The organism is Klebsiella sp. KTE92 (genome assembly GCF_000398905.1).
Lineage (GTDB): Bacteria > Pseudomonadota > Gammaproteobacteria > Enterobacterales > Enterobacteriaceae > Klebsiella > Klebsiella variicola.
In genome coordinates this window covers 4922894-4948953 of sequence record NZ_KB976100.1, presented here as the reverse complement: position 1 = coordinate 4948953, position 26060 = coordinate 4922894, and the positions used below count along the sequence as shown (strand labels likewise).

Genomic DNA, 26060 nt, shown 5'->3' with positions numbered 1-26060 from the left:
GGCTAAGCGAAGCGCCGCCGGGTTCTTCCTTGGTCATGCTCCGCATATTGGGGCTATGGCTTAATGCTTTTCCCAACCGGTCTGCTGGGCGCTAAAGCCGAGCGCCTGCATAAATGCGGCCATCACGCCGCGGTCCCCCACCCCTTGGTCGGCGACGCGCCAGCTATTGATGGCCGGGTTATCACGCAACGTCTCTTCCACTAAGTATTGCCCGACGCCGCGGCGGCGGGTCACTTCACGCACGCACAGATCGCTGAGCTCGGCTTCGACGCCGCGCAGGGTGACGCGCACGGCGCCCAGCAGGCGTTCGTTAAAGCGGGCGGCGTAGAGACGATGATTCTCGTCCAGGGTTAGGGTCGACAGATCCTGCGACGGCCAGATTTTCCCCAGGTCGATGCGATCCTGATCGCTGAAGTGCTGTAAACGGATAATGGTCAGTTTCATGGGCGGCAAATCCAGTGCAAAACAGAGGCGCCAGTGTACCCAAAATTGCTGTCTGGCGGAGCGCTGTTTTTTGCGCATACATCAGGGGATTCGTTTTCCGGATGTAGTCAGGGTAGCGTAATCCGTCATGGATCGAAAAATAAGCAGAATTTTAACCTAATGTGCAGCGTTTTATTCCGCCTTATGTATCGTTATTTTATGCTGCAGGATGGACTTTTTTTTGTTTATCTTCACCAAAATACAGAATATTATCTTTGCTTAATCGACTGAAAAATAGAGATTTTAATCTGTTTTTTAGTGAAAAGCTGCGCTAAACCATTAAACTCAATGGTAAAAATGGCGTTGTTTAATAAAAGCACAGAATGCTTTTTAACCATAAAAATACAAAACATTTACACCACATCACGAACGGGGTTCTGCAGCATGAAAAGGAACGCGAAAACCATCGTCGCGGGCATTGTCGCATTAGCGATGTCGCACGCGGCGATGGCCAAGGATATTAAGGTCGCCGTGGTCGGCGCGATGTCGGGTCCGGTGGCCCAGTGGGGCGACATGGAGTTCAATGGCGCGCGTCAGGCGATTAAAGACATCAACGCCAGCGGCGGTATTAAGGGTGACAAGCTGGTGGCCGTCGAATATGACGACGCCTGCGATCCGAAGCAAGCGGTCGCGGTGGCCAACAAAATCGTCAACGACGGCATTCAGTACGTTATCGGCCACCTCTGCTCCTCTTCCACCCAGCCGGCTTCCGACATCTATGAGGATGAAGGCATCCTGATGATTTCCCCCGGGGCGACCAATCCGGAGCTGACCCAGCGCGGCTACCAGTACATCATGCGTACCGCCGGCCTCGACTCCTCGCAGGGGCCGACCGCGGCGAAATATATCGTCGAGAAAGTGAAACCGCAGCGTATCGCCATCATTCATGACAAGCAGCAGTACGGCGAAGGGCTGGCGCGTTCGGTGCAGGACAACCTGAAGAAAGCCGGGGCCAATATCGTCTTCTTCGACGGCATCACCGCGGGGGAAAAAGATTTCTCCGCCCTGCTGGCGCGCCTGAAGAAAGAGAACATCGACTTCGTCTACTACGGTGGCTACTACCCGGAAATGGGCCAGATGCTGCGCCAGGCGCGCTCCGTCGGGTTGAAAACCGTGTTTATGGGGCCGGAAGGGGTCGGTAACGCTTCGCTGTCCAATATTGCGGGCGCCGCGGCGGAAGGCATGCTGGTGACGATGCCAAAACGCTACGATCAGGACCCTGCCAACAGCGCCATCGTCAACGCGCTGAAAGCGGAGAAGAAAGATCCGAGCGGGCCGTACGTCTGGATCACCTATGCCGCCGTTCAGTCGCTGGCGCAGGCGATGGACAGAACCGGCAGCCAGCAGCCGCTGGATTTAATCAAAGATTTGAAAGCGCACGGGGCGAAAACCGTGATTGGGCCGCTGACCTGGGATGAAAAAGGCGATCTGAAGGGATTTGAGTTTGGTGTCTTCCAGTGGCACGCCGACGGCTCTTCGAGCGCGGCGAAATAAGCGCTGAAGACGAGTTATCCCTCCGCCCGCGAACCGCGGGCGGTTTGAAAAAGGTTACCTTATGTCCGAGCAGTTTCTCTATTTTCTGCAGCAGATGTTTAACGGCGTCACGCTGGGCAGTACCTACGCGCTGATCGCCATCGGCTACACGATGGTGTATGGCATTATCGGCATGATCAACTTCGCCCACGGCGAGGTCTACATGATTGGTAGCTATGTCTCCTTCATGATCATCGCCGCGCTGATGATGATGGGCATCGACACCAGCTGGCTGCTGGTCGCCGCCGGATTCGTGGGCGCCATTGTGATTGCCAGCGCCTACGGCTGGAGTATCGAGCGCGTTGCCTATCGGCCGGTGCGTAACTCCAAGCGCCTGATTGCGCTGATCTCCGCTATCGGGATGTCTATCTTCCTGCAGAACTACGTCAGCCTGACTCAGGGGTCGCGCGACGTGGCGCTGCCAAGCCTGTTTAACGGCCAGTGGATCGTCGGCCACAGCGACAGCTTCTCCGCGACGATCACCACCATGCAACTGGTGATCTGGGTGGTGACCTTTATCGCCATGCTGGCCCTGACGCTGTTTATTCGCTACTCGCGGATGGGCCGCGCCTGCCGCGCCTGTGCCGAAGACCTGAAAATGGCGAGCCTGCTCGGGATTAACACCGACCGCGTCATCGCCCTGACTTTTGTCATCGGCGCAGCGATGGCGGCGGTGGCGGGCGTGCTGCTCGGTCAGTTCTACGGCGTGATTAACCCCTACATCGGCTTTATGGCCGGGATGAAGGCCTTCACCGCCGCCGTGCTCGGCGGTATCGGCAGTATTCCTGGCGCAATGATCGGCGGCCTGATCCTGGGTATTGCCGAGGCGCTCTCTTCTGCCTATCTCAGCACCGAATATAAGGACGTCGTTTCCTTCGCGCTGCTGATTCTGGTGCTGTTAGTGATGCCGACCGGCATTCTGGGCCGCCCGGAGGTGGAAAAAGTATGAAACCGATGCAAATTGCAATGGCGCTGCTGTCTGCCGTGATGTTCTTCATTCTGGCGGGCGTCTTTATGGGCGTGCAGCTGGAGCTGGACGGCACCAAGCTGGTAGTCGATACCGCCGCCGATATTCGCTGGCAGTGGATCTTTATCGGCACCGCGGTGGTCTTTTTCTTCCAGCTGCTGCGGCCGCTGTTCCAGAAAGCGGTTAAGAACGTCTCCGGGCCGAAGTTTATTATGCCGGCGATTGACGGCTCAACGGTGAAGCAGAAGCTGTTCCTGATAGCCCTGCTGGTGATCGCCGTGGCCTGGCCGTTTATGGTGTCGCGCGGCACGGTGGATATCGCCACCCTGACGATGATCTATATCATCCTCGGCCTCGGGCTGAACGTGGTGGTCGGCCTTTCCGGCCTGCTGGTGCTGGGCTACGGCGGGTTCTACGCCATCGGCGCGTATACCTTCGCGCTGCTGAACCACTATTACGGTCTCGGCTTCTGGACCTGTCTGCCGCTGGCTGGCCTGGTCTCCGCGGCGGCCGGCTTCCTGCTGGGCTTCCCGGTGCTGCGTCTGCGCGGCGACTATCTGGCGATTGTGACCTTAGGCTTCGGTGAAATTGTGCGTATTCTGCTGCTCAACAATACCGAGATCACCGGCGGGCCGAACGGCATCAGCCAGATCCCGAAACCGACTTTCTTCGGCCTTGAATTTAGCCGTACCGCCCGCGAAGGCGGCTGGGATACCTTCAGCAATTTCTTCGGCGTCAAATACGATCCCTCCGATCGGGTGATTTTCCTCTACCTGGTGGCGCTGCTGCTGGTCGTGCTCAGCCTGTTCGTCATCAACCGCCTGCTGCGAATGCCGCTGGGGCGGGCGTGGGAAGCGCTGCGTGAAGATGAGATCGCCTGTCGTTCGCTGGGCCTGAGCCCGACGCGCATCAAGCTGACCGCCTTTACCATCAGCGCCGCGTTTGCTGGCTTCGCCGGGACGCTGTTCGCTGCGCGCCAGGGCTTTGTCAGCCCGGAGTCCTTCACCTTCGCTGAGTCGGCCTTCGTACTGGCGATCGTGGTGCTGGGCGGGATGGGCTCGCAGTTCGCGGTGATCCTCGCGGCTATTCTGCTGGTGGTCTCGCGCGAGCTGATGCGTGACTTCAACGAATACAGCATGTTAATGCTCGGCGGCCTGATGGTGCTGATGATGATCTGGCGTCCGCAGGGGCTTCTGCCAATGACGCGCGTGCAGTTGAAGCTGAAAAACGGTCAGGCGAAAGGAGAGCAGGCATGAGTCAGCCATTATTATCCGTCAGCGGCCTGATGATGCGTTTCGGCGGCCTGCTGGCCGTCAACAATGTGTCGCTGGAGCTCAGAGAGCGCGAGATTGTCTCGCTGATCGGCCCTAACGGCGCCGGGAAGACTACCGTCTTTAACTGCCTGACCGGTTTCTACAAGCCCACTGGCGGCACCATTATGCTGCGCGACCAGCACCTGGAAGGGCTGCCGGGCCAGCAGATTGCGCGGATGGGCGTGGTGCGGACCTTCCAGCACGTGCGCCTGTTCCGCGAAATGACGGTGATTGAAAACCTGCTGGTGGCGCAACATCAGCAGCTGAAAACCGGGCTCTTCTCCGGCCTGCTGAAAACGCCGGCCTTCCGTCGGGCGCAGAGCGAAGCGCTGGACCGGGCCGCCACCTGGCTGGAGCGTATCGGCTTGCTGGAGCACGCCAACCGTCAGGCCAGCAACCTGGCTTACGGCGACCAACGCCGGCTGGAGATTGCCCGCTGCATGGTGACCCAGCCGGAAATTCTTATGCTCGATGAACCGGCGGCGGGGCTGAACCCGAAAGAGACCAAAGAGCTGGACGAGCTTATCGCCGAGCTGCGTAACCATCACAACACCACCATCCTGCTTATCGAACACGATATGAAGCTGGTGATGGGCATTTCCGATCGTATCTACGTCGTAAACCAGGGGACGCCGCTGGCCAACGGGACGCCGGAAGAGATTCGTAATAACCCGGACGTGATCCGCGCATACCTTGGTGAGGCATAAGATGGAAAACGCGATGTTAACTTTTGACAACGTCAGCGCCCACTACGGCAAGATTCAGGCGCTGCACAACGTCAGCCTGCATATCAAACAGGGCGAGATCGTCACGCTTATCGGCGCCAACGGCGCGGGGAAAACCACCCTGCTCGGCACGCTGTGCGGCGACCCGCGCGCCTCCAGCGGGCGCATTGTCTTTGACGGTAAGGATATTACCGACTGGCAAACCGCGAAGATCATGCGCGAGGCGGTGGCGATCGTTCCGGAAGGGCGGCGCGTCTTTTCGCGTATGACGGTGGAAGAGAACCTGGCGATGGGCGGTTTTTTTGCCGACCGCGATCAGTTCCAGACCCGCATCAAATGGGTGTATGAGCTGTTCCCGCGTCTGCATGAACGCCGTATTCAGCGCGCCGGCACCATGTCCGGCGGCGAGCAGCAGATGCTGGCGATCGGTCGCGCCCTGATGAGCCAACCGCGCCTGCTGCTGCTGGATGAACCGTCGCTGGGGCTGGCGCCGATTATCATTCAGCAGATTTTCGACACCATCGAGCAGCTGCGCGAGCAGGGGATGACTATCTTCCTCGTCGAGCAGAACGCCAACCAGGCGCTCAAGCTGGCCGATCGCGGCTACGTACTGGAAAACGGTCACGTGGTGCTGGAGGATACCGGCGACGCGCTGTTGGCCAACGAGGCGGTGCGCAGCGCCTATCTCGGCGGTTAATACATCGTAACCCGGCGTCATTCATTTCGCCGGTTTGTAGCCCGGGCGAGGCGCTTGCGCCGACCCCGGGAGCCGATCGCGCAACTATTATCCGTGTCTCAGCTCCCACTTTACTTCCCCCGTCCTTTCATCGGCTTGTCATCTCTCTGACCCGTTACTATCTTTTTTTTGTAATAAAAAAGTTATTTTTCTGTAATTCGAACATGTCATGTTACCCCGCGAGCATAAAACGCGTGAAATCGCGCATCCGGCACAACAAGAGAGATAACCGATGATATCGTTACGACATACAGCTTTAGGACTGGCGCTGAGCCTGGCTTTTGCCGGTCAGGCCCTGGCGGTTACCACCATCCCATTCTGGCACTCAATGGAAGGCGAGCTGGGTAAAGAAGTGGATTCTCTGGCGCAACGCTTTAACGCGGCCAATCCTGATTACAAAATCGTTCCGGTATACAAAGGCAACTATGAACAGAGCCTGAGTGCTGGTATCGCCGCTTTCCGTACCGGCAACGCCCCGGCGATCCTGCAGGTGTATGAAGTCGGCACCGCCACCATGATGGCGTCAAAAGCCATTAAGCCGGTGTACCAGGTGTTTAGCGAGGCGGGCATCAAGTTTGATGAATCGCAGTTCGTGCCGACGGTATCCGGGTATTACACCGATTCGAAAACCGGCCATCTGCTCTCCCAGCCATTTAACAGCTCTACGCCGGTGCTGTACTACAACAAAGACGCCTTCAAAAAAGCCGGCTTAGATCCGGAGCAGCCGCCGAAGACCTGGCAGGATCTGGCGGCCTATACCGCGAAGCTGAAAGCCGCCGGGATGAAGTGCGGGTACGCCAGCGGCTGGCAGGGCTGGATCCAGATTGAAAACTTCAGCGCCTGGCATGGTCTGCCGGTGGCCACGAAAAATAACGGCTTCGACGGTACCGATGCGGTACTGGAGTTCAATAAGCCGGAGCAGGTGAAGCATATCGCCCTGCTCGAAGAGATGAACAAGAAGGGCGATTTCAGCTACTTCGGGCGTAAAGACGAGTCCACCGAGAAGTTCTATAACGGCGACTGCGCGATCACTACCGCGTCATCCGGCTCGCTGGCCGATATTCGTCAGTATGCCAAATTCAACTACGGCGTCGGCATGATGCCATACGATGCCGACGTGAAAGGCGCGCCGCAGAACGCCATCATCGGCGGGGCCAGCCTGTGGGTGATGCAGGGTAAAGACAAAGAGACTTACACCGGCGTGGCGAAGTTCCTCGACTTCCTGACCAAACCGGAAATCGCCGCCGAATGGCACCAGAAAACCGGCTATCTGCCGATCACCACTGCGGCCTACGATCTGACGCGCCAGCAGGGCTTCTATGATAAGAACCCGGGCGCCGATATCGCCACCCGCCAGATGCTGAACAAGCCGCCGTTGCCGTTCACCAAAGGCCTGCGTCTGGGCAACATGCCGCAAATCCGCACCATCGTCGATGAAGAGCTGGAGAGCGTGTGGACCGGCAAGAAAACCCCGCAACAGGCGCTGGATTCCGCTGTTCAGCGTGGGAATCAGTTGCTGCGTCGCTTCGAGCAAGCGACCAAATCGTAATCTGTAACTTGCCCGGTGGCGCTGCGCTTACCGGGCCTACGATGTGCCCTATGTAGGCCGGGTAAGGCGTAGCCGCCTCCCGGCATTGTTCAGGAACCCAATCTCAATGTCATCATCCCGTCCGGTATTCCGCTCACGCTGGCTGCCCTATGTGCTGGTCGCGCCGCAGCTGATTATCACGCTGATTTTCTTTATCTGGCCCGCGGGCGAAGCGCTGTGGTACTCGCTGCAGAGCGTCGATCCGTTTGGTCTCTCCAGCCAGTTTGTCGGCCTGGATAACTTCGTTGCGCTGTTCCACGACCCGTACTATCTGGACTCGTTCTGGACCACTATAAAATTCAGCACCCTGGTGACTGTTAGCGGCCTGCTCGTTTCGCTGTTTTTTGCCGCGCTGGTCGACTATGTGGTGCGCGGCAGCCGCTTTTATCAAACGCTGATGCTGCTGCCGTACGCCGTGGCTCCCGCCGTCGCGGCGGTGCTGTGGATCTTCCTTTTTAACCCCGGGCGCGGGCTGATCACCCATTTCCTCGGCGAGCTGGGCTACGACTGGAACCACGCGCAAAACAGCGGCCAGGCGATGTTCCTGGTGGTCTTCGCCTCGGTATGGAAGCAGATAAGCTACAACTTCCTGTTCTTCTTCGCCGCGCTGCAGTCGATCCCGCGTTCGCTGGTTGAGGCCGCCGCCATTGACGGCGCCGGGCCCATTCGTCGCTTCTTTAAGCTGGCGCTGCCATTGATTGCGCCGGTGAGCTTCTTCCTGCTGGTGGTCAACCTGGTTTACGCCTTCTTCGACACCTTCCCGGTGATCGATGCCGCCACCGCCGGCGGCCCGGTGCAGGCCACCACCACCCTAATCTACAAAATATATCGCGAAGGTTTTGCCGGACTCGATCTTTCCGCTTCCGCCGCGCAGTCGGTGGTGCTGATGTTCCTCGTTATTATCCTGACGGTGGTGCAGTTCCGTTACGTTGAAAGTAAGGTGCGTTACCAATGATTGAGAACCGTCGCGGGCTGACGATTTTCAGCCACACCATGCTCATTCTGGGTATTGCCGTCATTTTATTCCCGCTGTACGTCGCCTTCGTGGCGGCGACGCTGGATAACCAATCGGTGTTTGAAACGCCGATGACCCTGATCCCCGGCGGCCATCTGCTGGAGAACATGAAGACCATCTGGGTGAACGGCGTCGGCGTCAACAGCGCGCCGTTCTGGCTGATGATGCTCAACAGTTTCATCATGGCGTTCGCCATTACGGTCGGCAAAATCGTGGTGTCGATGCTTTCGGCGTTCGCCATCGTCTGGTTCCGCTTTCCGCTGCGTAACCTGTTCTTCTGGATGATCTTTATCACCCTGATGCTGCCCGTTGAGGTGCGGATTTTCCCGACGGTGGAGGTCATCGCTAACCTCAACATGCTCGACAGCTACGCCGGGTTAACGCTGCCGTTGATGGCTTCGGCCACCGCCACCTTCCTGTTCCGCCAGTTCTTTATGACCCTGCCGGACGAGCTGATTGAAGCGGCGCGTATCGATGGCGCTTCGCCGATGCGCTTCTTTCGCGACATCGTGCTGCCGCTGTCGAAAACCAATCTCGCGGCGCTGTTCGTCATCACCTTTATCTACGGCTGGAACCAATATCTGTGGCCGCTGCTGATTATTCAGGATGTGAATCTTGGCACCGCCGTCGCCGGTATTAAAGGCATGATCGCCACCGGCGAAGGTACTACCCAGTGGAATCAGGTGATGGCGGCGATGCTGCTGACCCTGATCCCGCCGGTCGTCATCGTTTTAGCCATGCAGCGCGCCTTTGTGCGTGGCCTGGTCGATAGTGAGAAATAAAATGGCTGGTTTAAAACTACAGGCAGTAAGCAAAAGCTGGGATGGCAAAACCCAGGTGATTCAACCGCTGACGCTGGACGTGGCGGACGGGGAATTTATCGTCATGGTCGGCCCGTCGGGCTGCGGGAAATCAACGCTGCTACGGATGGTTGCCGGACTGGAGCGGGTGACCAGCGGCGATATCTGGATCGATCGCAAACGGGTGACTGAGATGGAACCGAAAGATCGCGGCATCGCGATGGTGTTCCAGAACTATGCGCTTTATCCGCATATGAGCGTGGAAGAGAACATGGCGTGGGGGCTGAAGATCCGCGGCATGGGTAAGGGATTGATTGCCGAGCGGGTGCAGGAGGCGGCGCGTATTCTGGAGCTGGATGGTCTGCTCAAGCGTCGCCCGCGGGAGCTCTCCGGCGGTCAGCGCCAGCGCGTGGCGATGGGCCGCGCTATCGTGCGTGACCCGGCGGTATTCCTGTTCGACGAACCGTTGTCAAATCTCGACGCCAAGCTGCGCGTGCAGATGCGTCTGGAACTGCAGCAGCTGCATCGCCGCCTGAAAACGACTTCGCTGTACGTCACCCACGATCAGGTCGAAGCGATGACCCTGGCCCAGCGGGTGATGGTGATGAATAAAGGCGTTGCCGAGCAGATCGGCACCCCGGTGGAAGTGTATGAGAAGCCCGCCAGCCGCTTTGTGGCAAGCTTTATCGGCAGCCCGGCCATGAACCTGCTGGAAGGGCGCATCAGCGATGACGGCGGTCGCTTCGAGCTGGCCGGTGGCATGGCGTTGCCGATGAATCACGAGCATCGGCGCTACGCCGGGCGTAAAATGACGCTCGGTATCCGCCCGGAGCACTTTATTTTAAGCTCGCAGGCGCAAGGCGGCATTCCGCTGCTGATGGATACCCTGGAAATTTTAGGTGCCGATAACCTCGCCCACGGGCGCTGGGGCGAGCAGAAGCTGGTGGTCAGACTGCCGCATCAGCAGCGCCCGGCGGGCGGCAGCACGCTATGGCTGCATCTGCCTTTGGAACATCTGCACCTCTTTAATGGTGAAACAGGACAACGCGCATGAGTAACTGGCCTTATCCCCACATCGTCGCCCATCGCGGCGGCGGTAAACTGGCGCCGGAGAACACCCTGGCGGCTATCGACGTCGGCGCCCGCTACGGGCACACGATGATTGAATTTGACGCCAAGCTGTCGAAGGACGGGCAGATCTTTCTGCTGCATGACGATAATCTCGAACGCACCAGCAACGGCTGGGGCGTGGCGGGCGAGCTGGCGTGGGACGATCTGCTGAAGGTCGATGCCGGCAGCTGGTTCAGCCGTGAATTTAAGGGCGAGCCGCTGCCGTTGCTCTCTCAGGTGGCGGAGCGCTGCCGCCGTCACGGTATGATGGCGAATATCGAAATTAAGCCGACCACCGGGCTGGGGCCGCAGACCGGCAACGTGGTGGCCCTGGCTGCGCGCGATCTGTGGCAAGGCATGGCCGCGCCGCTGCTCTCCTCTTTTGAAATCGATGCTCTGGAGGCGGCGCAGGAAGCCGCGCCCGAGCTGCCGCGCGGGCTGCTGCTGGATGAGTGGCGCGATGACTGGCGCGAATTGACCACCCGGCTGGGCTGCGTGTCGATTCACCTCAATCACAAGCTGTTGGATGCGGCGCGGGTGGCGAGCCTGAAACAGGCCGGCCTGCATATTCTGGTGTACACGGTCAATAAACCCCAGCGCGCCGCCGAGCTGCTGCGCTGGGGTGTAGATTGCATCTGCACCGATGCCATTGACGTCATCGGGCCGAATTTCCACCCTTAAGACGGATTTGCGGCGGCTGACCTTTACGGGTTGGTCTGCCGCAGCATTCCACCGTTGTTGTTCGGTAGCACCTGCTGCGGCGGATTGAGATTACCGCCCTGGGCCGCGCGCTGCTGATTCGTCTGCAACTGGTTTTGCAAATGCTGCTGCTGCGAGCGGGTCTGATTGTTCAGATCCTGCTTCAGCATGCTCTGCTGCTGCTGTTGCTGCACCTTCATCTCATTTTGCATGCGCTGCTGGCTGGGCACCACGTAACCCGGCTGGTTAGGGTTGTTATTAATATTGATCGGCTGGGCTAATACGCCAAGCGGCATCAGCGCCGCCAGAAACAGAATCGCTTTCATGGTTTTCTCCTCCCGTGCGTGGGATCACTTAAGTGTACCTCGAATGCGCCATAACAATGATTTTTTAGGAGTTATCAACCAGGCTTAAGCGGGGAATGAAACCTACCTTTCAGGAGTAAGACAATGATAAAAACAACAATATGGCGCCAGGTGGTCATCGCTGCGTTGCTGGCGGGCGGTAGTTTCACCGTCGCCGCCAATCCGCCACCGCCGCCGCCGGTCTCTTATGGCGTAGAGGAAGATGTGTTCCACCCGGTACGCGCCCGGCAGGGGATGGTGGCGTCGGTGGACGCGCTGGCGACCCGCGTCGGCGTGGATATTCTGCGCCAGGGCGGCAACGCTGTCGATGCGGCGGTGGCGGTTGGCTACGCGCTGGCGGTCACGCATCCGCAGGCCGGGAATATCGGCGGCGGCGGTTTTATGCTGCTGCGGACTAAAGACGGCAAGACCACGGCGATCGATTTCCGCGAAATGGCGCCGGAACAGGCCACCCGCGACATGTTCCTTGACGACCAGGGCAACCCGGACAGTAAAAAATCACTGACTTCGCATCTGGCCTCCGGCACGCCAGGCAGCGTCGCCGGTTTCTCTCTCGCCCTGGAAAAATACGGCACCATGCCGCTGAACAAAGTGATCCGCCCGGCGATTAAGCTGGCAGAAGAGGGCTTTATCGTTAACGATGCGCTGGCGGACGATCTGAAGACCTATGGCAGCGAAGTGATCCCGCAGCATGAAAACAGTAAAGCGATCTTCTGGAAGAACGGCGAGCCGCTGAAAAAGGGCGACCGGCTGGTGCAAAAGAATCTCGGTAAGAGCCTGGAGCTGATTGCCGAGCACGGCCCGGAGGCCTTCTATAAAGGGGCCATCGCCGACCAGATCGCTGACGAGATGAAAAAGCACGGCGGGCTAATCACCAAAGCCGATCTTGCCAGCTATAAGGCCGTGGAGCGTACGCCGGTTAGCGGCGAATATCGCGGGTATGAGGTTTATTCCATGCCGCCGCCGTCTTCCGGCGGGATCCACATCGTGCAGATCCTCAATATCCTCGAAAACTTCGATATGCAGAAATATGGCTTTGGCAGTGCCGATGCTATGCAGGTGATGGCGGAGGCGGAGAAACACGCCTATGCCGACCGTTCTGAATATCTCGGCGACCCTGACTTCGTCAAAGTGCCGTGGCAGGCGCTGACCAGCAAAGCTTACGCCAAAGCAATTGCCGCCGAGATTGATGTCAACAAGGCCAAACCTTCCAGTCAGATCCGCCCGGGCAAGCTGGCGCCGTATGAAAGTAACCAGACCACCCACTTCTCGGTGGTCGATAAAGAGGGTAATGCGGTGGCGGTGACCTATACGCTGAATACCACCTTCGGTACCGGCATTGTGGCGGGGGACTCCGGCATTCTGCTGAATAACCAGATGGATGACTTCTCGGCGAAGCCCGGCGTGCCTAACGTTTATGGTCTGGTGGGCGGCGACGCCAATGCGGTGGAGCCGAAAAAACGCCCGCTGTCGTCGATGTCGCCGACCATTGTGGTGAAAGACGGCAAAACCTGGCTGGTGACCGGCAGCCCGGGCGGCAGCCGGATCATCACCACCGTGCTGCAGATGGTGGTCAATACCATCGATTTCGGGATGAACGTCGCGGAAGCCACCAACGCGCCGCGCTTCCACCATCAATGGCTGCCGGATGAGCTGCGGGTGGAGAAAGGCTTTAGCCCGGATACCCTGAAGCTACTCGAGGCGAAGGGGCAGAAAGTGGCGCTGAAAGAGGCGATGGGCAGTACCCAGAGCATTATGGTGGGACCGGATGGTATGCTGTATGGCGCCTCCGATCCGCGTTCGCCGGATGATTTAACGGCGGGGTATTGATGTGTTGCCCGGTGGCGCTGCGCTTACCGGGCCTACAACTGTGCGAACGTAGATACTGTTATCGGTTTTCAACTTTTTGGTCCGGGAAAAATATGTGCTTTGTGTTAATTCAGAGCACATTGCGCTCCCGATATTTCTTCTGCGTTATGACTCTCATGGCGCAGGGAGCGCACAGAGGGCGGCCAGTCGCCGCCACCCGGCAACACGCTACTTCATTCTCGCCATATAATACGCATCCACATACTCACCGTTGCGCAGCGCGTAACGCCTGCCGGTGCCTTCGATCTCAAAGCCGTACTTCTTATACACCGCAATCGCCGGGGCATTATCGGCGAACACCGTCAGCTCAATACGTTCAACCCGCAGCCAGTTGTCGCACATATCAATCATGGTACGCATCAGCGCGCTGGCGACGCCGCGGTTGTGCCAGCGCGAATCCACGCTGACACCAAAATCGGCGACGTGGCTACGGCGGGGACGTTGGACGACGGCAATGCTTAAATGGCCGACGACTTGCTCATCGATACAGGCCACCAGCTGCTTCACGCCGGGCGTATCGGTTAGCCGCTCCCGCCACATATGTTCGGATGGATGAGGGACCTGTAGCGTGTTGTGATACACCTCCGGCTGGGCGTGAATTTGACGAATCGCGTCAATATCTTTCGGTTCAGCATGGCGTATCACGATGTCACTCATTCCTTGTTCCTCATTCAGGTGAAAAGTCCCTTTAAACATCACTGACTACGGCGTTCGAGTCAACACGCATTATTTGCAAAAAAAAGTAGACAAGTGCGAATGAGAATGATTATTATTGTCCTGCATTCAGGGAGACCCTTGCGGAAAGCCTGAAAGCACGACATTGCTCACATTGCTTCCAGTATTACTTTAGCCAGCCGGGTGCTGGCTTTTTTTTGCCGCTATTTCAGGCGCTCTGCGGCCTGGCGGGCTCCGCGTCGGCTTTAGATGGCGTGTCTGCTACCAGACCGAGAATATGACTTTTGTTCTCCGCTGCGGCCAGCATTTCAGCGCGACCGCTAAAAACCCCGCCTTTCTTGATCGCCAGCGCGCGATAGGCGAGGGTACCATCCAGATGGCCGTGCTCCTCGATGGTGATGCTATCGCCATGACACTGGCCCTGCACCTTGCCGTCAATAATCAGCTCCCGGCAGCTGATGTTGCCCTCCACCTGGCCTTCACGCATTACCTTAATCAGATGCTCTTTGGCCTCAATGTTGCCGGTCAACTGGCCGTGAATATAGACATGGCCGCTGGCGACGATATTGCCGACGAAATGTACCCCGCTGGCGATGATCGTGGTCTCGTGTTTTTTGCTGGCGACCGCTTCGGGTTCTGGGTTTATTGCCGGAAGTGTGGCTGCTTCTGACGCTTGAGGTTCCGTTTTATTTTTCTTAATAAACATCGCGTTAATCTTGTTCCGTTGGCTATGGAGGAGGAAAGCGACAAGCGCGCAGGCGGCCGCCAGGCGCGCCAGCGCGATGGCATCGACAGACCAGGCGATCAGTCCAAGAAGCCAGAAAAAAAGGGTGCCGTTTATGGCGAAATACTGTTTGTCCATTAGCAGCGGCTGGCTACTCCGTTAGTCATCAGCAACGTCCTGGTTTGCCCTCCACTTATCCGTAGTTTCGCCGTTAGGATCAAGTTTTTTAGCTGGAAAATGGCGAATTAATTCCTGGTTAATCAATTGGTTATTAATATTTTCGTATAAGTGATGCTTGAACTATTTTGCTGGCGAATCTTCCAGGAAAGCGGACAGAGAGGATGAAGTGATGGCCCGGCTTGCGCTATGGTTGAAGGTAGCTCATCAACTAAGGACAGCGTTATGACTCTGCACTGCGCATTTATTGGCTTCGGCAAAAGTACCACCCGCTACCATCTTCCTTACGTTTTGCACCGCAAAGACCGTTGGCATGTGGCGCATATCTACCGCCGCCGGGCGAAGCCCGAGGAGCAGGCGCCGCAGTATTCCCATATCCATTTCACCAGCGATCTTGATGACGTGTTAAACGACCCACAGGTCAATCTGGTGGTGGTCTGCACCCACGCCGACAGTCATTTCGAATATGCGAAAAAGGCGCTGGAGGCGGGGAAAAACGTGCTGGTGGAAAAGCCGTTCACCCCGACGCTTGAGGAGGCCACAACCCTGTTTTCCCTGGCAAACAGCAAAGGTCTCACGGTGACGCCCTACCAGAATCGCCGTTTCGACTCCTGTTTCCTGACCACCAAAAAGGTGATTGAGAGCGGGAAACTCGGCGAACTGGTGGAGATCGAAAGTCATTTTGATAACTACCGCCCGGTGGCGGAGACCAACCCCGGCGGCCCGCAAAACGGCGAGTTCTATGGCCTTGGCGTACATACCCTGGATCAGATCATTTCGCTGTTCGGCCGTCCGGACCATGTCTCTTACGATCTGCGCTCGCTGCGCAATAAAGCCAACCCGGATGACACCTTTGAGGCCCAACTGTTCTACGGCGATCTGAAGGCCATCGTCAAAACCAGCCACCTGGTGCAGATCGACTACCCGAAATTCATCGTTCACGGCCATAAAGGTTCGTTTGTGAAATACGGCATTGACCAGCAGGAGACCAGCCTGAAGGCCAATATCATGCCGGGCGAGCCGGGTTTTGGCGCGGACGACAGCGTCGGCGAGCTGGTGTACGTCAACGAGGCGGGGGAGACGGTGCGTGAAGCGGTGCCGCTGGAGACCGGCGACTACGGTCGGGTGTACGACGCGCTGTATGAAACTCTCGTCAACGGCCAGCCGAATTACGTCAAGGAATCTGACGTTCTCACCAATATGGAGATCCTGGAGCGCGGCTTTGAACAGCCTTCTCCGGCCACCATCACCCTGGCAAAATAAGCAAAACGGGCTCCTCGACGCTTGTTCATATTTTTTGAACAGAGGAGTCAATTTTCACCCTCTATGATCGACGGCGAAATGGGTCCACACTGACTCCATCGAAAACATACGGGGGTGCAACATGATCTACTTACGCAAAGCGAACGAACGTGGCCACGCTAACCATGGTTGGCTGGATTCCTGGCATACTTTCTCTTTCGCCAACTATTATGACCCGAATTTTATGGGCTTCTCTGCCCTGCGGGTGATTAACGACGACGTCATCGACGCCGGTCAGGGCTTCGGTACCCATCCACACAAAGACATGGAAATCCTGACTTATGTGCTGGAAGGGGCGGTGGAGCACCAGGACAGCATGGGCAACAAAGAGCAGGTGCCGGCAGGCGAGTTCCAGATCATGAGTGCGGGTACCGGGGTACGCCACTCTGAGTACAACCCGAGCAAAACCGATCGTCTGCGTCTGTATCAGATCTGGATTATTCCGGAAGAAACCGGCATTACCCCGCGCTACGAGCAGCGCCGCTTCGACGCCGCCCAGGGCAAACAGCTGGTGTTGTCGCCAGATGCGCGAGATGGCTCGCTGAAGGTGTACCAGGATATGGAACTCTATCGCTGGGCGCTGCTGAAAGATGAGCAGTCGGTTCACCAGATTGCCGCGGAACGCCGCGTGTGGATCCAGGTGGTCAAAGGCGAAGTGACCATCAACGGTACCAAAGCCACCACCAGCGACGGTTTGGCCATCTGGGACGAGCAGGCGATTTCGGTTCATGCCGACAGCGATAGCGAGATCCTGCTGTTCGATCTGCCGCCGGTTTGATAGTTATCTGAGCCAGGTTAAATAAATTGCGCAACCTTCTCCAACATCGGCGAAGGTTGCGCTTTGTCCGTGATAAACTGAGAAAATGTTTCCCCGTTGATCACAGTCAGGACGATGAAAAAGAAAAGACCCGTACTTCAGGATGTAGCCGATCTTGTCGGCGTGACCAAAATGACGGTCAGTCGCTATTTACGCAACCCGGAGCAGGTCTCCGAAGCGCTGCGTGGCAAGATTGCCGTTGCCCTCGATGAACTGGGTTATATTCCCAATCGCGCCCCTGACATTCTCTCCAACGCGACCAGCCGCGCCATCGGCGTGCTGCTGCCGTCGTTAACTAACCAGGTCTTCTCGGAAGTGCTGCGCGGTATCGAAAGCGTCACCGACGCCTTCGGCTATCAAACCATGCTGGCGCACTACGGCTATAAGCCGGAAATGGAAGAGAAACGCCTCGAATCGATGCTCTCCTGGAACATTGACGGCCTGATCCTCACCGAACGCACTCATACGCCTCGCACCCTGAAGATGATTGAAGTCGCCGGCATTCCGGTGGTGGAGCTGATGGACAGCCGGTCGCCGTGCCTCGATATCGCCGTCGGGTTTGATAACTTTGAAGCCGCCCGGCAGATGACCGCAGCGATTATCGCCCGCGGCCACCGCCACGTCGCCTATCTGGGGGCGCGTCTCGATGAACGAACTATCATCAAACAGAAGGGGTACGAGCAGGCGATGCTCGACGCCGGGATGACGCCCTATAGCGTGATGGTGGAGCAGTCTTCGTCCTACTCGTCGGGTATTGAGCTGATGCGTCAGGCGCGCCGCGAATATCCGCAGCTTGACGGTATCTTCTGTACCAACGATGACCTTGCGGTCGGCGCGGCGTTTGAATGCCAGCGTCTGGGGCTGAAGATCCCCGATGATATGGCGATCGCCGGGTTCCACGGCCATGATATCGGCCAGGTGATGGAGCCGCGTCTCGCCAGCGTCCTGACCCCGCGCGAGCGGATGGGACGCATCGGCGCCGAACGGCTGCTGGCGCGCATTCGTGGTGAAGCGATTACCCCTAAGATGTTAGATTTAGGTTTCACATTGTCACCGGGCGGATCAATTTAAACTGACAAGTTTGAAGTAGATCACACATATTCACATCTGGCACGAATGGATATTGCTTCTCCACAGGTCCGGCATGACAATGTTACCGATAACAGTTACCCGTAACAATTAACCGATACGCCGCCTTCGCGCTGGATGAGTCAGCCATGGCGCGGCGTACCTGTCCGGTGGGAGGATGCTTTGAGCACGACTAATCATGATCACCACGTCTATGTTCTGATGGGCGTTTCCGGCAGCGGGAAATCCGCTGTCGCCAGCGAAGTGGCGCATCAACTGCATGCCGCGTTTCTCGACGGCGACTTTCTGCATCCGCGCAGCAACATCACCAAGATGGCCTCCGGTGAGCCGCTGAACGATGATGACCGCACGCCGTGGCTGCAGGCGCTGAATGACGCCGCGTTTGCTATGCAGCGTACCAACAAGGTGTCGCTGATCGTCTGCTCGGCGCTGAAGAAGAGCTACCGCGACATTCTGCGTAAGGGCAACCCGAACCTCTCCTTCATCTATCTGAAAGGCGATTTCGACGTGATCGAAAACCGTCTGAAGGCACGCAAAGGACACTTCTTCAAAACCCAAATGTTGGTGACGCAGTTTGAAACGCTGCAGGAACCAGGCGCCGACGAGAGCGATGTGCTTATCGTCGATATCGACCAGCCGCTGGAAGGCGTGGTGGCCAGCACCATCGAGGTGATCAACAAAGGCAGTCACTAGTGAGTACTTTAACGCTTGTTTTAACAGCAGTCGGCTCGGTATTGCTGCTGCTGTTTTTAGTCATGAAAGCGCGGATGCACGCCTTCGTGGCTTTGATGGTGGTTTCTATTGGTGCAGGTCTTTTCTCCGGCATGCCGCTGGATAAAATCGCGGCGACGATGGAGAAAGGGATGGGCGGTACGCTGGGCTTCCTGGCGATCGTCGTCGCGCTCGGCGCGATGTTCGGTAAGATCCTGCATGAAACGGGGGCGGTCGATCAGATTGCCGTCAAGATGCTCAAATCCTTCGGCCACAACCGCGCGCACTATGCGATTGGTCTTGCCGGTCTTATCTGCGCGCTGCCGCTGTTCTTCGAAGTGGCCATTGTCCTGCTGATCAGCGTCGCTTTCTCGATGGCGCGCCATACCGGCACTAACCTCGTGAAGCTGGTGATCCCGCTGTTTGCCGGGGTGGCCGCCGCCGCCGCGTTCCTGCTTCCCGGGCCGGCGCCGATGCTGCTGGCGTCGCAAATGCACGCCGACTTTGGCTGGATGATCCTGATTGGCCTGTGCGCCGCGATCCCGGGGATGATTATCGCCGGTCCGTTGTGGGGTAACTTCATTAGCCGCTACGTTGAGCTGCATATTCCTGACGATATCAGCGAACCGCATCTCGGCGAAGGCAAAATGCCCTCCTTCGGCTTTAGCCTGTCGCTGATCCTGCTGCCGCTGGTGCTGGTGGGTCTGAAAACCATCGCCGCGCGCTTTGTGCCGGTGGGTTCCACTGCCTACGAATGGTTCGAGTTTATCGGCCATCCGTTCACCGCGATCCTGGTTGCCTGCCTGGTCGCGATCTACGGCCTGGCGATGCGCCAGGGGATGGCGAAAGACCGCGTGATGGAGATCTGTGGCCACGCGCTGCAGCCGGCGGGGATTATCCTGCTGGTGATCGGCGCCGGCGGCGTCTTCAAGCAGGTGCTGGTTGACTCCGGCGTCGGCCCGGCGCTCGGCGAAGCGCTGACAGGCCTGGGTCTGCCGATTGCGATTACCTGTTTCGTGTTGGCGGCTGCCGTCCGTATCATTCAGGGGTCCGCGACCGTTGCTTGTCTGACGGCGGTCGGCCTGGTGATGCCGGTGATTGAGCAGCTGAACTATAGCGGCGCGCAGATGGCAGCGTTGTCTATCTGTATCGCCGGCGGCTCGATTGTGGTAAGCCACGTGAACGATGCCGGCTTCTGGCTGTTCGGTAAATTTACTGGTGCGACGGAAGCCCAGACGCTGAAAACCTGGACCATGATGGAAACCATCCTGGGTACCACCGGGGCGATTGTCGGTATGATCGCTTTCCAGCTGCTGAGCTAAGCCCGCTCACCTCCCGCTCGCGGGGTATAAAAAGCCAGGGTAACGCTGCTTACCCTGGCTTCTTTGTAATAAGCCGCCCTTTTTCCCCCTTTTCCTTGCCTGCTATTCGCCCTTATTAGCGCTACGACGATACTCGTATCCCTCGTCAGCCCTTGCTGTGCCTGGGTTTGATGCGTTTATTTGGCAAGCGGTAAATCACCTGATTTCGCGCTCAATCCATAATCAGGATCAATAAAATAGCGACGGAAAATATTCCATTGCGCAGGGGATTTCCCCGATAATCGTTGCGTTTTTGACGACGACCAGCGACGGTGGACAATGTGCAGGATAAGTTGCTTTTCTGATTGTTCAGCAATCATTGATTAATTTCACTTGCGACTTTAGCTGCATTTTGTAAGGTGAGGGATAATCCAGTTGGAAACTGGCCAGGCACAAACAGCACACACCTCGCAGGAATACGTTATGAAAAATGTTGGTTTTATCGGCTGGCGCGGAATGGTCGGCTCTGTTCTCATGCAACGCATGGTTGAAGAGCGCGATTTCGACGCCATTCGCCCGGTGTTCTTCTCTACCTCCCAGCTGGGACAGCCAGCGCCGTCATTCGGCGGTAGCACCGGTGGCACGCTTCAGGATGCGTTCGATCTGGACGCGCTGAAGGCACTGGACATTATTGTCACGTGCCAGGGCGGCGATTACACCAACGAGATTTACCCGAAGCTGCGCGAAAGCGGCTGGCAGGGTTACTGGATTGACGCCGCCTCTTCGCTGCGCATGAAGGACGATGCGATCATTATCCTCGACCCGGTTAACCAGGACGTGATCACCGCCGGCCTGAATAATGGCGTCAAAACCTTTGTCGGCGGCAACTGTACCGTTAGCCTGATGCTGATGTCCCTCGGCGGCCTGTTTGCCCAGGATCTGGTGGAGTGGGTCAGCGTGGCAACGTACCAGGCGGCTTCCGGCGGCGGCGCGCGTCATATGCGCGAGCTGCTGAGCCAGATGGGTCAGCTGCACAACCATGTTGCGGCAGAGCTGGCGAATCCGGCTTCCGCCATTCTGGATATCGAGCGCAAAGTGACGTCGCTGACCCGCAGCGGCGAGCTGCCGGTGGATAACTTCGGCGTACCGCTGGCGGGCAGCCTGATCCCGTGGATCGACAAACAGCTGGATAACGGCCAGAGCCGCGAAGAGTGGAAAGGCCAGGCGGAGACCAACAAGATCCTCGCCACCTCGTCCGTTATCCCGGTAGACGGCCTGTGCGTCCGCGTTGGCGCGCTGCGCTGCCACAGCCAGGCGTTCACCATCAAGCTGAAGAAAGATGTGTCTATCCCGACCGTTGAGGAGCTGCTGGCCGCGCACAACCCGTGGGCCAAAGTGGTACCGAACGATCGTGAGATTACCATGCGCGAGCTGACCCCAGCCGCGGTGACGGGCACCCTGACCACCCCGGTAGGGCGCCTGCGTAAACTGAATATGGGGCCGGAGTATCTGTCGGCCTTTACCGTTGGCGACCAGCTGTTGTGGGGCGCTGCGGAGCCGCTGCGCCGGATGCTTCGCCAGCTGGCGTAAGCGCAGGATGAACATAAAGGGGGTCTTCAAGCCCCCTTTTTTTTTGCGTAATACAAGGAGTAAACGCGGATGTTAGATTTTTCCCCACGGAGGTAACTCAGCCTTGGCTATGCTTTAAGTAAGGAATTCCTTACCTGAAGGTGGGACGGAGCAGGAGGATGCTGAGAGCACTGCGCCGTTCAGGTCAAAAAAAGTCGCCAGTTACAGGAATGAGCGACACTTACAACAGGATGAAAGCATGTCTAATCATATTGATAGAGACGTGATTAATGCGCTAATCGCCGGTCATTTCGCGGATCCCTTTTCCGTGCTCGGCATGCACCGTACTGACGCCGGGCTGGAAGTACGCGCATTATTACCCGATGCCACCGACGTGTGGGTTATTGAACCGAAAACCGGACGCAAAGTCGGCAAGCTCGAATGCCTCGACTCGCGTGGTTTCTTCAGCGGCGTCCTGCCACGTCGCAAAAACGCCTTTCGCTATCAGTTGGCCGTCACCTGGCACGGGCAGCAGAATCTGATTGATGACCCTTATCGCTTTGGTCCGCTGTTGCAGGATCTTGACGTCTGGCTGCTGTCCGAAGGGACCCACCTGCGCCCTTACGAAACGCTGGGCGCGCACGCTGCCACCATGGACGGCGTCACCGGTACCCGTTTCTCGGTGTGGGCGCCGAATGCCCGCCGCGTGTCGGTGGTGGGGCAGTTTAACTACTGGGATGGCAGACGCCACCCGATGCGATTCCGCAAAGAGTCCGGGATCTGGGAGCTGTTCGTTCCCGGCGCGCATAATGGCCAGCTGTATAAATTCGAACTGATTGACGCCCACGGCCATCTGCGGGTCAAAGCCGACCCTTACGCCTTTGAGTCGCAAATGCGTCCGGAAAGCGCCTCGCTTATCTGCGACCTGCCGCCCAAAGTGGAACAGCCGGCGGACCGCAAAGCGGCGAACCAGTTTGATGCCCCGATCTCTATCTATGAAGTGCATCTCGGCTCCTGGCGCCGTCATACCGATAATAATTTCTGGCTGAGCTACCGCGAGCTGGCCGACCAGCTGGTGCCCTACGCGAAATGGATGGGCTTCACCCATCTCGAACTGCTGCCGGTTAACGAGCACCCGTTCGACGGCAGCTGGGGCTATCAACCCACCGGGCTCTATGCGCCGACCCGCCGTTTCGGCACCCGCGACGATTTCCGTTACTTTATCAACGCCGCGCACGCCGCCGGGCTGAACGTCATTCTTGACTGGGTGCCCGGCCACTTCCCGGCGGATGATTTTGCCCTTGCCTCGTTTGACGGTACTTCGCTGTATGAGCACAGCGATCCACGCGAGGGGTATCACCAGGACTGGAATACCCTGATCTACAACTATGGTCGCCGCGAAGTCAGCAACTTCCTCGTCGGTAACGCGCTGTACTGGATCGAGCGCTTCGGTATTGATGCCCTGCGGGTCGACGCGGTGGCCTCAATGATCTATCGCGATTACAGCCGCAAGGCAGGTGAGTGGATCCCCAACGAATACGGCGGCCGGGAAAATCTGGAAGCTATTGAGTTTCTGCGCAGCACCAACCGCATCCTCGGCGAACAGACGCCGGGCGCGGTGACGATGGCGGAAGAGTCCACCGATTTTGCCGGGGTGACCCGTCCGCCAGCCGGCGGCGGCCTCGGTTTCTGGTTCAAATGGAACCTCGGCTGGATGCACGACACCCTGGATTACATGAAGCTCGATCCGGTGCATCGCCGCTACCATCATGACAAAATGACCTTCGGCATGCTCTACAACTACACCGAAAATTTTGTGCTGCCGCTCTCCCACGATGAAGTGGTGCACGGCAAAAAATCGATTCTCGACCGCATGCCGGGGGATGCCTGGCAGAAGTTTGCCAACCTGCGCGCCTACTACGGCTGGCTGTTCGCCTTCCCGGGTAAAAAACTGCTGTTTATGGGCAATGAGTTCGCTCAAGGCCGCGAGTGGAACCACGACGGCAGCCTCGACTGGCATCTGCTGGAGGGCGGCGACAACTGGCACCATGGCGTCCAGCGACTGGTGCGTGACCTGAACCATACCTACCGTCACCATAAAGCGCTGCACGAGCTGGATTTTGACCCCTACGGTTTCGAATGGCTGGTGGTCGACGACCATGAGCGTTCGGTGTTTGTCTTTGTGCGCCGCGACCGGGCCGGGAATGAGATTATCGTCGCCAGCAACTTCACGCCGGTGCCTCGCCATGACTACCGCTTCGGCATTAACCAGCCGGGACGCTGGCGCGAGGCGTTGAATACCGACTCCATGCACTATCACGGCAGCAACCAGGGTAACGGCGGTGTGGTGGAGAGCGACGCGATCGCCAGCCATGGCCGCGAACACTCGCTATCGTTGACCCTGCCTCCGCTGGCGACGATCTGGCTGGTCCGGGAGGCGCAATGACCTCACTGGCGGCAGGCAAACCTGCGCCGTTGGGCGCCAGCTATGACGGCAAGGGCGTGAATTTCGCCCTCTTCTCCGCCCATGCGGAGCGGGTGGAGCTGTGCGTATTCGACGAGCAGGGCAACGAGCAACGCGTCGATCTCCCGGCGCGCAGCGGCGACATCTGGCACGGCTGGCTGGACGCTGCCGGGCCGGGCCTGCGCTACGGCTATCGGGTGCATGGTCCCTGGGACCCGGCGCAGGGGCACCGCTTTAACCCGGCGAAGCTGCTGCTCGATCCCTGCGCGTATCGGGTCGAGGGCGATCTGCCGGATGACGAACGCCTGCATGGTGGAATGTGGGAGCCGGATCATCGCGACAGCGCCGCAATCGCGCCAAAATCGCAAGTGGTGGATCTGCATTACGACTGGCGGGGCGATAAGCCGCCGCGTACCCCGTGGGGGGAAACGGTGATTTATGAAGCGCACGTGAAAGGGCTCACCCTGTTGCACCCGCAGCTGCCGGAAGCCATTCGCGGAACTTATAAGGCGCTGGGCCACCCGGTGATGATCGCTTACTTCAAATCGCTGGGCATCAGCGCCCTCGAGCTGTTGCCGGTAGCGCAGTTCGCCAGCGAGCCGCGACTGCAGCGGATGGGCTTGAGCAACTACTGGGGCTACAACCCGCTGGCATGGTTCGCGCTGGATCCGCGCTATGCCAGCGATCCCGCGCGTGCCCTCAATGAGTTTCGTGATGCGGTTAAGGCGCTTCATGCCGCCGGCATCGAGGTGATTCTGGATATCGTGCTCAACCATAGCGCGGAAATTGATCTCGAAGGGCCCACCGTCTCCCTGCGCGGAATCGACAACCGTAGCTATTATTGGGTAAGGGAGGATGGCGATTATCACAACTGGACCGGCTGCGGTAATACGCTCAATCTCAGCCACCCCGGGGTGGTGGAATGGGCGCGCCAGTGTTTGCGCTTCTGGGTGGATGAGTGCCATGTTGACGGCTTTCGCTTCGACCTCGCCTCAGTGATGGGGCGGACGCCGGAATTCCGCCAGGATGCGCCGCTGTTCGAGGCTATCCGCCGCGACAGCGTGCTGTCGCAGGTGAAACTGATTGCGGAACCCTGGGATATCGGCCCGGGCGGCTATCAGGTGGCTAATTTTCCACCGCTGTTCGCCGAATGGAATGACCATTTTCGCGATATTTCCCGTCGTTTCTGGCTGCAGCAAAACGTCTCCCTCGGTGACTTTGCGCAACGCTTCGCGGCCTCCAGCGATCTCTTTGCTCGCGATGGCAAACGGCCATCGGCGACGGTGAACCTGGTGACGGCCCACGATGGCTTCACGCTCCGCGACTGCGTCTGTTTCAATCAGAAACACAATGAGGCAAACGGGGAGGAGAATCGCGATGGGACTAACAATAACTACAGCAACAATCATGGTATAGAGGGATTAGACGCCAATCTTGCGGTGATTGAACGGCGGCGCGCCAGCGTGCATGCGCTATTGACGACGCTGCTGCTGGCTCAGGGGACGCCAATGCTGCTGGCGGGCGATGAGCAGGGCCACAGCCAGCACGGCAACAATAATGCCTACTGCCAGGATAACGCGTTGACCTGGCTGGACTGGCGTCAGGCGAACCCGGGGTTAACCGCGTTTACCGCGGCGCTGATCCACCTGCGCCGTCGCATTCCAGCGCTCACCCGCAACCGCTGGTGGCAGGAGGGCGATGGCAATGTCCGCTGGCTTAATCGCAACGCCCAGCCGCTGACTGCCGGGGAGTGGCAGCAGGGCGCAGCGTGTATGCAGATCCAGTTGTCTGATCGCTGGCTGCTCACGCTGAACGCCACCTCAGAGGTGGTCGATATGGTTTTACCTGAGGGGGAATGGCGCGCCGTTCCTCCCTTCGCCGGAGAGGATAATCCGGTCATCATGGCTGTCTGGCATGGGCCCGCGCACGGAGTGTGCGTATTTCAAAGGTCGTAATCCCTGAAGCTTCCGGTTGAACTCGTGGCGGCGGCGCGGCGGGATGAGAAGGAAAGCTGGGGTGTAAAAAGGA

General features: G+C 58.2%; 23 protein-coding genes and 1 pseudogene. 19 read left to right on the top strand and 5 right to left on the bottom strand.

Annotation, left to right across the window (positions count from 1 at the left end; translation table 11 throughout):
- Positions 1–60: 60 nt before the first annotated feature.
- Positions 61–444 (bottom strand): aspartate 1-decarboxylase autocleavage activator PanM, encoded by a 384-nt coding sequence (gene panM / locus A1WC_RS02330; protein ID WP_016161914.1) that lies wholly within the window; start codon positions 442–444, stop codon positions 61–63.
- A 423-nt stretch (positions 445–867) separates the two neighbouring features.
- On the opposite strand from panM, the gene livK reads away from it, so the two are divergent.
- The 10 genes from livK to ugpQ all read left to right on the top strand — a co-directional run bounded on the left by livK (position 868) and on the right by ugpQ (position 10951).
- Positions 868–1977, top strand: a complete 1110-nt coding sequence (gene livK / locus A1WC_RS02335; RefSeq protein ID WP_002920808.1) for a high-affinity branched-chain amino acid ABC transporter substrate-binding protein LivK — start codon at positions 868–870, stop codon at positions 1975–1977.
- A gap of 61 nt (positions 1978–2038) precedes the next feature.
- Positions 2039–2965, top strand: coding sequence for a high-affinity branched-chain amino acid ABC transporter permease LivH (gene livH / locus A1WC_RS02340; RefSeq protein WP_012540389.1), 927 nt, complete (start codon positions 2039–2041; stop codon positions 2963–2965).
- Positions 2962–4239, top strand: a complete 1278-nt coding sequence (gene livM / locus A1WC_RS02345; RefSeq protein WP_008806971.1) for a branched chain amino acid ABC transporter permease LivM — start codon at positions 2962–2964, stop codon at positions 4237–4239. Before livH ends, livM begins: the two co-directional genes overlap by 4 nt.
- Positions 4236–5003, top strand: a complete 768-nt coding sequence (livG, locus tag A1WC_RS02350; RefSeq protein WP_008806972.1) for a high-affinity branched-chain amino acid ABC transporter ATP-binding protein LivG — start codon at positions 4236–4238, stop codon at positions 5001–5003. Before livM ends, livG begins: the two co-directional genes overlap by 4 nt.
- 1 nt (position 5004) lies before the next feature.
- The gene (livF, locus tag A1WC_RS02355; protein WP_004145133.1) at positions 5005–5718 is read left to right on the top strand and encodes a high-affinity branched-chain amino acid ABC transporter ATP-binding protein LivF; all 714 of its coding nucleotides are present in this window, start codon (positions 5005–5007) and stop codon (positions 5716–5718) included.
- A 271-nt stretch (positions 5719–5989) separates the two neighbouring features.
- A complete protein-coding gene (ugpB, locus tag A1WC_RS02360; RefSeq protein WP_008806974.1) occupies positions 5990–7306 on the top strand; it encodes a sn-glycerol-3-phosphate ABC transporter substrate-binding protein UgpB in 1317 nt (438 codons plus the stop codon).
- Positions 7307–7412: 106 nt separating this feature from the next.
- Positions 7413–8300, top strand: a complete 888-nt coding sequence (ugpA, locus tag A1WC_RS02365) for a sn-glycerol-3-phosphate ABC transporter permease UgpA (RefSeq protein ID WP_012967120.1) — start codon at positions 7413–7415, stop codon at positions 8298–8300.
- On the top strand, positions 8297–9142 hold the full coding sequence (gene ugpE / locus A1WC_RS02370; RefSeq protein ID WP_008806976.1) for a sn-glycerol-3-phosphate ABC transporter permease UgpE: 846 nt from the start codon (positions 8297–8299) through the stop codon (positions 9140–9142). Before ugpA ends, ugpE begins: the two co-directional genes overlap by 4 nt.
- Before the next feature lies 1 nt (position 9143).
- Positions 9144–10214: a sn-glycerol-3-phosphate import ATP-binding protein UgpC gene (locus A1WC_RS02375; protein WP_016161913.1), complete on the top strand. Its 1071-nt coding sequence runs from the start codon at positions 9144–9146 to the stop codon at positions 10212–10214.
- The gene (ugpQ, locus tag A1WC_RS02380; RefSeq protein ID WP_016161912.1) at positions 10211–10951 is read left to right on the top strand and encodes a glycerophosphodiester phosphodiesterase; all 741 of its coding nucleotides are present in this window, start codon (positions 10211–10213) and stop codon (positions 10949–10951) included. Before A1WC_RS02375 ends, ugpQ begins: the two co-directional genes overlap by 4 nt.
- Before the next feature lie 23 nt (positions 10952–10974).
- Here the strand turns inward: ugpQ and A1WC_RS02385 are convergent, their stop codons facing one another.
- Positions 10975–11295: a DUF2756 family protein gene (locus tag A1WC_RS02385; RefSeq protein WP_008806979.1), complete on the bottom strand. Its 321-nt coding sequence runs from the start codon at positions 11293–11295 to the stop codon at positions 10975–10977.
- A 123-nt stretch (positions 11296–11418) separates the two neighbouring features.
- Here A1WC_RS02385 and ggt point away from each other — a divergent pair, with 123 nt between their 5' ends.
- On the top strand, positions 11419–13164 hold the full coding sequence (gene ggt / locus A1WC_RS02390) for a gamma-glutamyltransferase (protein WP_016161911.1): 1746 nt from the start codon (positions 11419–11421) through the stop codon (positions 13162–13164).
- Positions 13165–13371: 207 nt separating this feature from the next.
- Here ggt and yhhY read toward each other — a convergent pair whose 3' ends face one another.
- Together yhhY and A1WC_RS02400 are read right to left on the bottom strand one after the other, a co-directional pair.
- Entirely contained in the window at positions 13372–13860 is a 489-nt protein-coding gene (yhhY, locus tag A1WC_RS02395) for an N-acetyltransferase (RefSeq protein ID WP_004181470.1), read from the bottom strand.
- A gap of 226 nt (positions 13861–14086) precedes the next feature.
- Positions 14087–14740, bottom strand: a complete 654-nt coding sequence (locus A1WC_RS02400; protein WP_008806981.1) for a bactofilin family protein — start codon at positions 14738–14740, stop codon at positions 14087–14089.
- Positions 14741–15004: 264 nt separating this feature from the next.
- Between A1WC_RS02400 and A1WC_RS02405 the strand changes: the two genes are divergently transcribed.
- The 5 genes from A1WC_RS02405 (at position 15005) to gntU (ending at position 20020) form a co-directional block, all read left to right on the top strand.
- On the top strand, positions 15005–16042 hold the full coding sequence (locus A1WC_RS02405; protein ID WP_012540394.1) for an oxidoreductase: 1038 nt from the start codon (positions 15005–15007) through the stop codon (positions 16040–16042).
- A gap of 121 nt (positions 16043–16163) precedes the next feature.
- A complete protein-coding gene (locus tag A1WC_RS02410; RefSeq protein ID WP_002920779.1) occupies positions 16164–16859 on the top strand; it encodes a pirin family protein in 696 nt (231 codons plus the stop codon).
- Positions 16860–16973: 114 nt separating this feature from the next.
- A complete protein-coding gene (gene gntR, locus A1WC_RS02415) occupies positions 16974–17969 on the top strand; it encodes a gluconate operon transcriptional repressor GntR (RefSeq protein ID WP_002920777.1) in 996 nt (331 codons plus the stop codon).
- A 180-nt stretch (positions 17970–18149) separates the two neighbouring features.
- On the top strand, positions 18150–18680 hold the full coding sequence (gene gntK, locus A1WC_RS02420; protein WP_012540395.1) for a gluconokinase: 531 nt from the start codon (positions 18150–18152) through the stop codon (positions 18678–18680).
- Complete coding sequence (gene gntU / locus A1WC_RS02425; protein WP_008806984.1) at positions 18680–20020, top strand: gluconate transporter; 1341 nt, start codon at positions 18680–18682, stop codon at positions 20018–20020. Before gntK ends, gntU begins: the two co-directional genes overlap by 1 nt.
- Here the strand turns inward: gntU and A1WC_RS28350 are convergent.
- Positions 20017–20379 (bottom strand): annotated as a pseudogene (locus A1WC_RS28350) (hypothetical protein). The gene gntU and the pseudogene A1WC_RS28350 sit on opposite strands and share 4 nt — an antisense overlap.
- Before the next feature lie 103 nt (positions 20380–20482).
- Between A1WC_RS28350 and asd the strand changes: the two are divergent.
- From asd to glgX, 3 genes are all read left to right on the top strand, one after another.
- On the top strand, positions 20483–21589 hold the full coding sequence (gene asd, locus A1WC_RS02430; protein WP_012540397.1) for an aspartate-semialdehyde dehydrogenase: 1107 nt from the start codon (positions 20483–20485) through the stop codon (positions 21587–21589).
- A 238-nt stretch (positions 21590–21827) separates the two neighbouring features.
- A complete protein-coding gene (glgB, locus tag A1WC_RS02435) occupies positions 21828–24014 on the top strand; it encodes a 1,4-alpha-glucan branching enzyme (protein WP_008806987.1) in 2187 nt (728 codons plus the stop codon).
- On the top strand, positions 24011–25987 hold the full coding sequence (gene glgX, locus A1WC_RS02440; protein WP_016161910.1) for a glycogen debranching protein GlgX: 1977 nt from the start codon (positions 24011–24013) through the stop codon (positions 25985–25987). The genes glgB and glgX overlap by 4 nt, the downstream gene beginning before the upstream one ends.
- Positions 25988–26060 lie beyond the last annotated feature (73 nt).